At 69.4% G+C, this 11,743-nt stretch carries 11 protein-coding genes and 1 pseudogene; 10 read left to right on the top strand and 2 right to left on the bottom strand.

All coding sequences use genetic code 11. The features are described from left to right. The first annotated feature begins 68 nt into the window (after positions 1 to 68). Positions 69 to 311, top strand: coding sequence for a DUF397 domain-containing protein (locus tag OG963_RS40260; RefSeq protein ID WP_030928960.1), 243 nt, complete (start codon positions 69 to 71; stop codon positions 309 to 311). Positions 312 to 335: 24 nt separating this feature from the next. Here OG963_RS40260 and OG963_RS40255 read toward each other — a convergent pair whose 3' ends face one another. Then, positions 336 to 989, bottom strand: a complete 654-nt coding sequence (locus OG963_RS40255; protein WP_371800024.1) for a pyridoxal 5'-phosphate synthase — start codon at positions 987 to 989, stop codon at positions 336 to 338. A gap of 51 nt (positions 990 to 1,040) precedes the next feature. Here OG963_RS40255 and OG963_RS40250 point away from each other — a divergent pair, with 51 nt between their 5' ends. The 3 genes and pseudogenes from OG963_RS40250 to OG963_RS40240 all read left to right on the top strand — a co-directional run bounded on the left by OG963_RS40250 (position 1,041) and on the right by OG963_RS40240 (position 2,330). Further along, the gene (locus OG963_RS40250) at positions 1,041 to 1,676 is read left to right on the top strand and encodes an ABATE domain-containing protein (protein WP_371800023.1); all 636 of its coding nucleotides are present in this window, start codon (positions 1,041 to 1,043) and stop codon (positions 1,674 to 1,676) included. 28 nt (positions 1,677 to 1,704) lie between these two features. Continuing rightward, positions 1,705 to 2,070 (top strand): annotated as a pseudogene (locus OG963_RS40245) (ACT domain-containing protein); the annotation flags it as partial. A 20-nt stretch (positions 2,071 to 2,090) separates the two neighbouring features. Then, positions 2,091 to 2,330: a hypothetical protein gene (locus OG963_RS40240; RefSeq protein ID WP_371800371.1), complete on the top strand. Its 240-nt coding sequence runs from the start codon at positions 2,091 to 2,093 to the stop codon at positions 2,328 to 2,330. 345 nt (positions 2,331 to 2,675) lie between these two features. Here the strand turns inward: OG963_RS40240 and OG963_RS40235 are convergent, their stop codons facing one another. Continuing rightward, positions 2,676 to 3,782 carry a LacI family DNA-binding transcriptional regulator gene (locus tag OG963_RS40235; RefSeq protein WP_319740199.1) on the bottom strand — a complete coding sequence of 369 codons (1,107 nt, stop codon included), beginning with the start codon at positions 3,780 to 3,782 and terminating at the stop codon, positions 2,676 to 2,678. Positions 3,783 to 4,007: 225 nt separating this feature from the next. On the opposite strand from OG963_RS40235, the gene OG963_RS40230 reads away from it, so the two are divergent. The 6 genes from OG963_RS40230 to OG963_RS40205 are packed head-to-tail and all read left to right on the top strand — an operon-like array spanning position 4,008 to position 11,741. Beyond that, positions 4,008 to 5,276, top strand: coding sequence for an ABC transporter substrate-binding protein (locus OG963_RS40230; protein ID WP_319740198.1), 1,269 nt, complete (start codon positions 4,008 to 4,010; stop codon positions 5,274 to 5,276). A 12-nt stretch (positions 5,277 to 5,288) separates the two neighbouring features. Next, the gene (locus tag OG963_RS40225) at positions 5,289 to 6,257 is read left to right on the top strand and encodes a sugar ABC transporter permease (protein WP_327424634.1); all 969 of its coding nucleotides are present in this window, start codon (positions 5,289 to 5,291) and stop codon (positions 6,255 to 6,257) included. Continuing rightward, complete coding sequence (locus OG963_RS40220; protein ID WP_371800022.1) at positions 6,244 to 7,164, top strand: carbohydrate ABC transporter permease; 921 nt, start codon at positions 6,244 to 6,246, stop codon at positions 7,162 to 7,164. The genes OG963_RS40225 and OG963_RS40220 overlap by 14 nt, the downstream gene beginning before the upstream one ends. A 45-nt stretch (positions 7,165 to 7,209) precedes the next feature. Continuing rightward, the gene (locus OG963_RS40215; protein ID WP_362273268.1) at positions 7,210 to 7,974 is read left to right on the top strand and encodes an SDR family NAD(P)-dependent oxidoreductase; all 765 of its coding nucleotides are present in this window, start codon (positions 7,210 to 7,212) and stop codon (positions 7,972 to 7,974) included. Further along, positions 7,962 to 9,749: a heparinase II/III family protein gene (locus tag OG963_RS40210; protein ID WP_362273266.1), complete on the top strand. Its 1,788-nt coding sequence runs from the start codon at positions 7,962 to 7,964 to the stop codon at positions 9,747 to 9,749. The genes OG963_RS40215 and OG963_RS40210 overlap by 13 nt, the downstream gene beginning before the upstream one ends. Before the next feature lie 3 nt (positions 9,750 to 9,752). Continuing rightward, complete coding sequence (locus OG963_RS40205) at positions 9,753 to 11,741, top strand: hypothetical protein (protein WP_371800021.1); 1,989 nt, start codon at positions 9,753 to 9,755, stop codon at positions 11,739 to 11,741. Positions 11,742 to 11,743: the final 2 nt, after the last annotated feature.

Raw genomic sequence — 11,743 nt, 5'->3', positions numbered from 1 at the left:
CCGCGGCCTGTCCGGGACCGCCCGCGGTGGCTAGGCTTTGGCCGGGACGACTAGCGGGAGGAGCCGACGTGGCGGAGAGCACCACCACCCAGCAGCCCTTTGCCGGCTGGGACAAGCCGGACCTCGACCTCAGCAAGGCCGACTGGCAGTCGGGCACACAGGGGGCCGGGGATGTCCAGATCGCCTTCGTCGAGGGATTCATCGCGATGCGCAACGCCGGTAAGCCCGGCAGCCCTTCACTGATTTTCACCCCGGCCGAATGGCGGGCCTTCGTGGTGAACGCCCGCGACGGCGAGTTCGACCTCACCTGACGTCGCGGCCCGCGCGGGGTCAGCTCAGGGCCACAGCAGTTCACGATCCCAACCGGTAGCCGTGGCACGGTAGTTGAGCCGGGTGTGGTTGCGCTGCTTGTCGCCCTGCCAGAACTCCACGGTCTGCGCCCGCACCGAGTGCAGCGTCCATCCCGTCGGTACGAGATCCGGCTCCCGCTCCACCCGGGCGAGCGACCGACGTACCGCCGCGTCGCGCACAGCGAGGTCCGTCAGCGGGCTGCTCTGCCGCCCGAGCAGCGCCTCCGCCCTGGCCCCAGGTCCGCGGGCCAGGAAGTCCGCGGCGCTCCGCTCGGCGCTCTCGGCGACGACGGGCCCGCGCACCCGCACCTGGCGCGCCGACTGCGGCCAGTAGAAGGTGAGAGCGGCGAACGGGCGGTCCGCGAGATTGCGGCCCTTGACGCTGCCCGCGTCCGAGGCGAACTGCCAGCCCTGTGCGGACACGTTCTTGAGGATGAGTGTGCGGGCGGTCGGATTCCCGTCGGCACCCGCCGTCGACAGAGTCATCGCGTGCGGCTCGCGGACCCCGGAGTCCAGTGCGTGCAGCAGCCACTCGGTGAAGAGTTCCTCGGGGGTGTCAGGGGCCGTCCTCGGATCGAATTCGGGCAACTCGCCCTGGAACACCTCGATGTCACGCAGCAACAGACGCAGCTCGGTCATACCGGTCCCTCCCCGCACCTAATGGTTATGGCTGACGCTACCATTAGCCTTATGTCCGACACCCGGCTCGCGCTCGACCTCGCACTCACCGTCCGCCATGACGGACGGGGCGGTGTCGCCGACGACCTCGGCACCCCCGAGGGGCTGACCGCCTGGGTGCACGAACGGCCCGGTCTGCTCGGGCCCGGCCCGGAGGCCGATGTCCGGGCGGCGGACTCCGCGTCGGCCGATGTCTGGGAGGCGGACGAGGAGAGCCTCGCCGCCGTACGGTCCCTGCGTGCCGCCGTCCGGGCCCTCTTCGCGCACGCCGTACGCCCCGGTGAACCCAGTCCCGCCGATGTTCGCGACCTGGTGCCCGTGTCCGAGGCACTCGACCGGCTCAATGCCGCGGCCGCAGTTGTCCCGACCGTCTCCCGTCTCGACTGGCCGGACGAAGGTGACCCCCTCGTCTCCCACCACCCGACCGGCGCACCGCAGCGCGAGGGCGCATTGCCCGCCGCCCTGGCCCGCGCCGTGATCGGCTTCCTCGCCGGACCGGACCGTGCCGGGCTGCGTGCCTGTCACGCCCCACGGTGCGTGCGCTACTTCATCAAGGAGCACCCACGCCAGGAGTGGTGCAAGCCCTCGTGCGGCAACCGGGCCCGGGTGGCCCGCCATCATGAGCGGCACCGCTCGTCGCACCCGTAGCGGCGTGAACCGCCGTAGCGTGGTGATCATGACTGGCGAACGCGACCTGCGAACCCTGCTGAGCGGCATGAGGCCGGAGCTGAACGCCGGCCGGTACGTGTTCACCACGGTGCCCGACGGTGCTGCGCCCGCCGGTCTCGCTCCCGTGGTGACGGTCACCGAGCGCGAGGGGCTGACCTTGGTGCTCCTGGAGGAGGAAGCCGTCGCCGCCGGGCTGACGTACGACTATGTGGCGGCCTGGATCACCCTGCGCGTCCACTCCGCTCTGGACGCCGTGGGGCTCACCGCCGCCGTGGCGCTCGCTCTCACCGATGCGGGGGTGAGCTGCAATGTGGTGGCCGGCTACCACCACGACCACCTGTTCGTCCCGCACGGACACGGCACCGAGGCGGTGGGTTCTCCGAGTTCCACCGGGTGCTGGCCCCGGGCGGCCATCTGCTGCTCGCCTTCAAGGCGGGGGACGAGATCCGACACCTTGAACACGCGTACGGCCATCCTCTGGCGCTCGACGTCCACTGGCTGGAGCCCGAGCGTGTGGCGGAGCTGCTGCGCCGGGCCGGGTTCGTCGTGGACGCCACACTCGTGCGCGAGGCAGGCCGGGACGAGGCCGGCCCCCAGGCGTACCTCATGGTCCGCAGACCGGCGAACCCGTAGTCGGCAGGCCCGCCCCGTCGCCCTCGCCACGTGGCGTCCGGCCTCGGGTCGGCCGGCTGGATCCCGGCTGCCGTGCGACGTCTTCGCTGTGCGCCGGATGGACACGCCCCCTCTCACCGAGCCGCCCGGGTACGCCCGCGATGACCGTCCCGACCGTGCCAGGCGTCGGCACCATGCTGTCAACTCGCACCTGCACCGCCTCCCGACAAATCGCCGGAAGCGTGAGCAGGCGGGGCGTGGCGAATCCCCGTCGTCGCGCCCTGAGCTGGTGCACCGCTCCCCTGCACCGTTGTACGGAACAGGGCGAAGTGCGGAATCGGCGGGCGGTTCCGTTCCCGACTCCGGCTATCCCCCGAGCGACTGACCGGCCTCCGTCGGCGCAGGGACGGAGGCGCCGGCCGGAATGGGCTCCGGGGCCGGGGCCGTCGACTCCCGTACGACCAGTCGCGGCCGGATGAGCAGGGAACGCCCGGCCACCGGGGCCGAGTCGATCCTGGCCCGCAGCTGCTGGAAGGTCTCGGCCGCCATCTCCGGCAGCGGCTGCCGGACCGTGGTGAGCGGCGGTTCGAAGAGGTCGGCGAGCAGGATGTCGTCGAAGCCGACCACCGAGACGTCCTGTCCGGCGCTGTGCCCCGCGTCCTTCGCGCCCCGGCAGATACCGATCGCGCACATGTCGTTGACGGCGACGAAAGCGGTGGGCGGGCGCGGTCCGGACAGGAGCTCCCGCGCCGCCTTGCGGCCCAGTTCGGCGGCGTCCTTGTCGCTGAACTCGGCGGTGTCCGCGCCCGGCCAGACCACCGCGTCGGCCGGATCGAGTCCCGCCGATTCCAGGGCGGACCGGAATCCGCGCAGTCGCTCGCGGCGGTTTACGCTGTTGACCGACCCTGAGACGAACGCCAGCCGCCGGTGGCCGAGTTCGATGAGATGACGCGTGGCGAGTTCGGCACCCATCGCGTTGTCCACGCTGATGGAGGCCAGTGACGGCGGGTCACCCGCCTGGGCGGTGCGGTCGAACGCAACCATCTTCAGACCGCGGCTGAGCAGTGGCGCCACGTGGTCGAGCGACGGCAACGAAGAGCACAGCACCACTCCGCTCACCCCGTCGGCGAGCAACTCCTCGCCGTACTTGAGCTCTCGGGCCGGATCACGCTCACTGTTGCAGAGCAGTACGTGGTAGCCCTCGGCGAGCGCGATGGACTCCAACTCGCGGGCGAGCGAGCCCCAGAAGGGGTTGGCGACCGACGGCACGATGAGACCGATGACTTTGATCCGGCCGGTGCGCAGCATCCTTGCCGCACGGTTGGGCCGGTAGCTCAGCTGATCGATCGCCTGCTCGACTCGGGCCAGGGTGGCCGCCTGCATACGGTCCGTACGTCCGTTGAGGACGTTCGAGACCGTGCTCGCCGAGACCCCAGCAGCCTCCGCGACCTGATGGATCGTTACCCCGCTCATGCCACCTCCGGTTCGGAACCCATTCCACGATCCAGTGTACCGATTTACTGAACACTCTTCACCGGTACACCAGTTAACTCCCTTGAAAATTCTCGTGCATCAGCTGTTGACGTCTCTCTTGAGGCGTTCCTAGCATCAGTGCATCGATTTACCAGCGCTTCCCAGTACTGGCCGGGTTGCCGTCGCTGGATCGATCTACAGTTTCCACCTCCAGAGGGGTGTCCCATGGAACTCAACAGACGGTCGCTGCTTGCCGCGATCGGTGCGGGCGCCGCTTCCGCGGCGCTCGGCGGATGCGGTACCGGCACGTCGACGGCCGGCTCCGCCGACGGCCCCGCCGAAGGTGAGATCTCGCTGCTCACCCCGATCTTCGAAGGTGCCGACGGCAAGACGCTGCTGGAGGAGGAGATCCTCGGGGGCTTCAGGAAGAAGCATCCCAAGGTCAAGGTGAGCGTCGACTACACGACGTACGCGCAGCTCAACGAGAAAATCACCACGGGTCTCGCGGGTGGGCTGCTGCCCGATGTACTGATGATGGGAGTCGGCTGGATCCCACCGTTCGCCGCCAAGAAGGCGATCGCCGAGCTGCCCGAGAAGCTGGCCTCCGCGCACGACTACGAGAAGCGGGTGCTCGAGCCGTCGCGGTACGACGGCAGGCTGTACGCACTACCGGTCGTCCTCGACACCCGCATCGTCGTGTACCGCAAGGACCACTTCTCCGCGGCCGGAGTCAGGAAGACCCCGGGCGATTGGGCCGAACTCAGGTCCGTGGCAAAGCAGTTGACGAGGGATGGTCACCTCGGGTTCGACCCGTTCTCGATCGATCTGCGCCAGTGCTGGGAGACGTTCCTCTTCGCCAACGGCGGCCGGCTCTTCAGCGCGGACGGCAAGAAGGTGCTGTTCAACAACGCACGCGGGGTGGAGGCGCTGCAGTTCTTCAAGGACCTGGTCAAGGACGGCTCGTCGGACTACGCGAAGAAGACCGACCTGGGTGCTCCGTCGAACATCCAGACCGGCAAGGCCTCGATGATGATGTCGACCAGCGCCCTGTGGAATCAGCTGAAGGACACCAATCCGGAGCTGATCGAGGACGACAAGGTGGGCGCGTTCATCCTCGCCAACCGCAAGCCGGCGATGCTTCAGGGCGGCACGCTCGTCTCCCAGTCCGCGAGCTCCAAGCACCCTGCCGCGGCCCGCGCGCTCGTCGAGCACCTCGCGACGCCCGAGTCGATCCTCGGGGCCGCCAAGCAGCGGGGCTCGGTGCCGGGGCTGAAGGACCTCAACGACACCAGCTATGTGAAGGAGAACAAGTTCGTCGATCTCTCCCTGCAGAGCATGGGCGACGCCTGCTCGGAGGGCGGCACCGCGGCCTGGATGGAGATACGCGAGAAGATCAAGCCGACGCTGGAGCCCGCGATCGTGGGCGGTCAGTCCGCGAAGGACGCCATCGCGGAACTCGGCCGGCTCGCCGAGTCCGCCATCGGCAGGATGTGAGGACCCGTCACTGTGGGAACGACATCCGTGGTGAAGGCCAGGCCCGCACGGCCGGCTTCCCCGCCCGAGAAGAAGACGGTGCCGAGGCGTACCGGCAGGGTCCCGACGGGCCCGGGGCGTCGTCGGCGCCGGGCCGGAATGCTGATGGTGGCGCCCGCGCTGCTGCACGCCTCGCTCTGGATCGGCCTGCCGGTCGTCGCCTCGGTGGTCCTTGCCTTCACGAAATACGACGTGCTGACGGCGCCACAGTTCGTGGGCCTGGACAACTTCCGGGACATGCTGCACGACGCGGTCTTCCGAAAGTCCATCGTCAACACGGTCGTCTACACCTTCTTCACCGTGCCGTTCGGAATGGCGTTGGGTCTGCTGATGGCCCTGGCGCTGCACACCGGACTGCGGGCCCGCGGCATCTTCCGAACCGCGATCTTCCTGCCGCAGGTGACGGCGACCGTCGCGATCGCGCTGGTCTGGCTGTGGATCTACAACCCTGGCAACGGGCTGCTGAACGCGCTGCTCTCGTTCCTCGGGATCGACGGGCCGGCCTGGCTCTCGTCGACGACCTGGGCGATGCCCTCGGTGATCCTTGTCGGAATCTGGCAGGGCATCGGCATGAAGATGCTCATCTACCTGGCCGCGCTGCAGACCCTGCCGAAGGAGCTGTACGAAGCCGCTTCGGTGGACGGTGCCTCCAAGGTGCGGCAGTTCTTCTCGATCACGCTGCCGCTGCTGAAACCCGCCACGTTCTTCGTGCTCATCACGTCGATGATCAGCGCGTTCCAGTCCTTCGACCAGATCTACATCCTGACCGACGGCGGTCCCGCCAACAGCACCACGATGATGACCTACGAGATCTACAAGTCCGCCTTCCGGGAGTTCCGCGTCGGCTACGCCTGTGCGCAGTCGCTGGTGCTGTTCGTGCTGCTCATGGGGTTCACCCTGGTCAACCGGCGGATCATGGGAGGCACCCGTGGCCACAGCTGAGCTGCAGAAGCCGAGCGCCCGGACAGGTCCTGCGCCCGGCCCGTCCCCGAAGGTCTCGGCCGGGCGGATCGCGCTCCACGTGACTCTGGCCGTCATCTCGCTGCTGATGGTGGTGCCGTTCATCTGGATGGTGCTCACCTCGTTCAAGACGCCGACGGAGATCGCCTCGCAGGACGCCGGACTACTGCCGCAGCACTGGGAGTTCGGAAACTATCTCGATGCGCTGAAGGCGGCGCCGTTCGCCACGTACGCCCGCAACAGCTTCATCATCGCCATCAGCCACACGGTGCTCAATGTGATGGTGGCGTCGATGGCCGGGTACTCCCTGGCCCGGATCAGGTTCCGTGGCAGCGAGGTCATCTTCTATCTCTTCATCGCCGCGCTGATGATCCCGACGTACACAAAGGTGCTGCCGGAGTTCCTGATCGTCCGCTTCATGCCTCTGGCCGGCGGGAACGACATCCTCGGCCAGGGCGGCAGCGGCTGGCTGGACTCCTGGTGGGCGCTGATCGTCCCCGGCGCCGTCACCCCGTTCGCCGTGTTTCTCTTCCGCCAGTTCTATCTGGACCTTCCGGTGGAGCTGGAGGAGGCGGCCCGGCTGGACGGGCTCGGCGAATTCCGGATCTACGCACGGATCATGACACCGCAGGTCAAGCCCGCACTCACCACGGTGGCGCTGCTGACCTTCGAGTCGTCGTGGAACAACTTCCTCTGGCCACTGCTGGTGACCCGCACGGACAGCCTGCGGGTGATCCAGGTCGGGCTCTCCGTCTTCAAGACGGAGAACGGCACCCAGTGGCACTTCCTGATGGCGGGCACGACGCTCGCCACCCTCCCCATGGTCGTGCTCTTCCTCATCGGCCAGCGCTATTTCGTGCAGGGCTTCGCAACTGCCGGTCTCAAGTGACCGGTTCCGGTCCCGAGCGGCCGGTCATCGAAAGGGTTGTCTCCCATGTCTGCTGATCTCAACGGATCCCGCGCGCTGGTGACAGGAGCGGGCCACGGCATCGGCCGGGCCATCGCCGTCGCCCTCGCCGAGGCCGGCGCCGATGTCGCCGTCCACTACCACTCCTCGGCCGACGAGGCCGCGAGGACGGTCTCCGCCATCGAGGCGCTGGGCCGTAGGGCGAAGGCGTTCCAGGCCGATGTGACCGTGACCGCGGACGTCGACCGGGTCGTCGACGAGGCAGCCGGCTTCCTCGGCGGGCTGGACGTACTGGTCTGCAACGCGGGCCATCTGATCGGTCGCACCACGATCGCCGAGATGACCGACGACCACTTCGACCGGGTCATGTCCACCAACCTGACGTCGACGTTCCGTACCGTACGGGCCGCGCTGCCGCATCTGACGCAGTCGTCGGCCGGCCGCATCATCACCATGTCGTCACTGGCCGCCCACAACGGCGGCGGCCCTGGCTCGGTGGCGTACGCGGCGGCCAAGGCCGGCATCCGCGGATTCACCAAGGGGCTGGCCAAGGAACTCGGCGGCACCGGGATCACGGTCAACACCGTCGCCCCGGGCTTCATCAAGGGCACCGCCTTCCACGACACGTTCACCGCGCCGGCGGCCCAGCAGGCGATGGAGGCGGGCATCCCCGTCGGCCGGGCCGGCACGCCGGAGGACGTGGCCGCGGCCGTCGTCCACCTGGCGTCGCCGACATCCGGCTTCCTCACCGCCACCACGGTGGACATCGACGGTGGCGTATGGCCGCGTTGAAGCGGATCGCCCGGGAACGAGGCGGCTGGTGGCACGCGTACGTCTGCCCGGCACACGGGATCGAGCTCGACCACGGTGATCTGCTCGCCGGGACCTTCCCGGACGGTGGTGCGCGGTGCGCGTACGGCTGCCGGGTGGACGACGAGGCGGTACGTGGCGCCTGGCTGGTGCTGTCGCACCAGGCGTGGGCGCGACATCTGCGGATACTCGCCCACCGGGGTGAGCGGGCGGAGGCGCTGGCGCGGCTCGTCGAGTACGCCGGTCTGTACGCGGAACTCGCCACCGAGCGGCACGGCGATGCGCAGACCTGGATGCTGCGCGGCCGGCTCTTCCACCAGGCGCTGACCGACGCAATCTGGGCGGTCAACATCGGTCACACCGTCATCACACTGGCCGAGGACTCCGCGGACGGTCTGGTGACGGTGCTGCCGCTCCTCGACGATCTGGAGCGCGCCGCGCTGGACGCCCGGGATGTGCTGACGGGGCAGGGGCATCTCGCTTCCAACTACACGGCGTGGCTCAACGCCGCAGGGGTGGCGGCGAGTCGTGGCGCGGCCGCGGCCCGCGGTCAGCAGTGGGAGGGCGCGAAGCTATGGCTCGACGGCGACCACGGGCTGTACGCGCATCTGCGCGTCGCCGTCGCCGACGACGGCTGGGAGTGGGAGGGCAGCACCTACTACCACGGGTTCGTGCTGCGGGCCGCGCTGCTGGCGCTGCGCTCCACGGATCCGGCGGCCATTCCGTCCGATGTGGCCGACGTACTCGCCGGAATGACAGACGCACTGGCGGCCGTCGCAACACCCGGCGGCGTTCTCCCCGCGCTGCACGACGGCCCATATCTGCGCCATCCGCTCGCCCTGGAATGGCTCGAACTGGTGGCACTGGCCCAGCAGTTGGTGCCGTCCTCGGCCCTGGAGGCGGTGGCGGGACGGGCCCGGTCCGCACTCGGTACGCACGACGACGGGCTGGACCGGTCACTGGGCGGCTGGTTCGCGGGCCCGCCGCTGCCGGAGCGTCCGGCACCGGGTCGGGTCACGGTGTTCCGCACGACCGGATATGCGGTGCTGCGCGTTGCGGGGATCCATGCGCTGCTGGACTTCGGTCCGCACGGGGGCTCGCACGGACACCGCGACAAGCTGTCGCTGTATCTGTACGGGAACACCACCTCGTGGCAACCCGACTTCGGTCAGGTCCCCTATGCCCACGCCGAGTTCCGTGACCTGTACGCGTCCACCGAGGCGCATCCCGCCTTCCGGGTGGACCGCGCCGAGCAGGCGGAGTGCACCGGGAGGCTGCTCGATCCGGACAGCTCGTCCGTCCGCGCCGAGGTGACCGAAGCGTACGAAGGTGTGCGGGCGGTACGGCGGATCACGGTCGGCGACGGCTATCTCGTCGATCTGCTGACGGTCACGGCGGAGGACTCCCGGCAGTTCACCGCGCAGCTGCGCCCCGGCGTCGCGCTGGACGTCCAGCTGCAGGCCGACGGTCCCGTGCGCACCACCTGGTACGGCGACGAGACGCTGCACGGCTGGCACACGCACACCGTCGGCGTACCGGTCCGTCCGGTCACCCGGCCGGGCCCCGGCCCGGCCGACGATCCGCAGCGGATGTGCACCCGGGTCGACTTCACTGCGCATGCGCAGCGGGTCACGTTCGCCTCGGTGTACCAGGCGTCGTCGGCGGGGCCCGCCGTCACCGACGTGCGACTGGACGATGACGGGCTGACGGTCGGTCTGGCCGACGGCAGCACGACATGGTTCCGGACGGAGGACTGAATCGTGTTGCTCTCGGCGACCCCGCCGCCCGGCCCGCGCCCCACCCAGGAGGCACGGTTGTACGAGGAGGCCACCCGCCTGCGCGGGCTGGACCCGCCCCGCACCCACCCGCCGGCCAGCATCACCTGGCTGGGACCCGCCGCGTCCAACCCGGCGCTGGCCCACCGGGTCGGTGGCGATCCGGTCCATCTGGCGGAGAGCCGTCGCTGGATCGAAGCGGCGGTCCGGCTGCCGCACTGGGGCAAGGCCCATATGCCGGACCACGATCTGGACGCCGGCTGGTTGCTGCACCATCTGTCGCTCGCCCATCGGTGGATCGGTGACGAACTACCGGACGGGCTGCGGGCACTGCTGCGGTACAAACTGCTGCTCCAAGGGCGGCGGATGTACGACTTCGCGGTGGCGAGTGAGGGCGGCTGGTGGTCGTCGTCGTACTGGCAGAACCACAACTGGATCTGTTACGCGGGGCTGGCGACGGCCGGGTACGTGCTGGGCAAGGAGGAGTGGACCGAGCGCGCCAAGGAGAACCTCGGAACGGTCCTCGATCTGATGCCGGAGGACGGCTCGCACGCCGAGGGGGTCGTCTACTGGCGCTACGGCGTGCCGTTCCTGGCGATCCACCTGGATCTTCTCCGGGAGGCGGAGGGCATCGACTGGTGGGACCGGGGCGGTTTCCTCTCCCGTACGTTCCGCTACCGGCTTCACCAGACCGCCCCCGGCTTCGCCCGCAATGTCGACCACGGCGACTGCCACGACCGGCGCAGCGGGCACAGCGCCGCCCTGTACTACCGCCTGGCCGCCCAGTACGGCATCCCGGAGGCTCAGTGGATGGGCGATCTGGCGTCGGGCGAGCTGCTCTGGCAGGAGGCGTCGGGGAGCGGGGTGCGACCGGGGATCCTGCCGGAGGCCTACCTCGAATACCTCTGGTACGACCCGTCCGTGCCGGCCACGCGGCCCACGGGGACCCGGGCGTTCTTCCCGGATCTGGGACTGCTCGCGGCACGCACGGGATGGGACGACGACGCCACGCTCGTCTCGTTCAAGGCGAGTCCGGGCGGCGGGCACAAGGCGTGGGAGACGTCTGCGAAGCACCGGGCCGAGCGTGGCTGGGAGACCCTCGACCAGGGGCACCACCACCCGGACTCCGGTTCCTTCGTGATGGTCTCGCAGGGTGAGTTCCTCGCGGTCGACGAGGGGTACAGCAACCGCAAGCGGGCCGCGCACCACAATCTGCTGCTGGTGGACGGGCAGGGCTACGCGGACGAGGACCGCTACCACGTCTACAAGGACCTTCCGTTCGAGCGGCAGGCGCGGCAGCGCGATGTGCTCGTCGGCGACGAGTGCGACTGGGTGCACGCGACAGCGGAGATCGCCGCGATGTACGACCCGGGGCTCGGGGTGCGGCGGCTCGACCGGACGCTGGTGTTCACCCCGTCGGGACGGCTGGTGCTGCTCGACCTGGCGGAATCGGAGCCGGGCGAGGGGCGGGAGTGGACGTTCCTCCTCCAGACCGACCGGCCCACCGAACGGCAGCCGGACGGTACGCGGCTGATCCGGTCCGGTCCGGCCGTGGCGCGGGTACGGCAGTTCGCCCCGCTCGACGCATCGGTCACGTCGGAAGTCACCGAGGTCGAGGCCAATCCGACGTCCAGCACACCGGAGCTGCGTCTCACCCGCACCCTGCACACGCTCCGGTCGACGTCCCCGCGGTCGGTCTCCGGGCTGTTCCTCACGGCGATCACGCCCGGTGCGGCGGACCCCGGCGAGCGGGCCGAGTGCACGGACGGGCACGGCGTCACCTTCCACGGCGAAACGGTGCTGCTCTCCCCCGTCGCGCGCCGGATCCGTACCGCTGCTGTGTCCGCCGATGCCGCGGCCGTGCTATTTCGCGACGACGCCCACGCACCCTACGTCGTCGCGGCCACGCGGCTGGAGCTGAACGGACGCGTGCTCCTCGATGTCCCGGAACCGTACACAGGAAAGGTCGGCTGACC

The sequence above is a fragment of the Streptomyces sp. NBC_01707 genome, from assembly GCF_041438805.1.
In the GTDB taxonomy this organism is placed as follows: domain Bacteria; phylum Actinomycetota; class Actinomycetes; order Streptomycetales; family Streptomycetaceae; genus Streptomyces.
Note: the sequence above shows the minus strand (reverse complement) of the source record. Positions and strands in the feature narration are given on the sequence as shown.